At 67.6% G+C, this 398-nt stretch carries 1 protein-coding gene; it reads right to left on the reverse strand.

The genetic code is table 11. The features are described 5' to 3' along the window. A partial coding sequence (locus RAD10_RS41540) for a VCBS domain-containing protein (protein ID WP_461621991.1) occupies positions 1–398 on the reverse strand: 398 nt, incomplete at both ends.

Genomic DNA, 398 nt, shown 5'->3' on the forward strand with positions numbered 1-398 from the left:
TCGTTGCTGCCGGTGATGGTCACGGTCACGATGCCGGAGGCGGTGCCGTCCTGGCTGGTCACCGTGAACTGGTCCTGGACCTGCTGGCCCGCAGTGAGTTCATTGTGGGCACCATTGCCGGCGTAGCTCCAGGCGCCGTTGGCGTCGATCGTGAAGTCGCCATAGGTGCCGTGGACGTTCGATTGCGCAACGACGTGGGCTTCGCCCGTATCCGGGTCGGTGATGCTGAGCTGGCCGGAGGTGTTGAGCGCGGCGGCGGCATCGCCCTCGGTGACGGACTTCGAGTCCGACGAGACCGTGGCCGCGTCGTTGGTCCCGGTGATGGTCACCGTCACCGTGCCGGAGGCGGTGCCGTCCTGGCTGGTGACCGTGAACTGGTCCTGCACCTGCTGGCCCGC

Source organism: Bradyrhizobium sp. 23AC, from assembly GCF_054863025.1.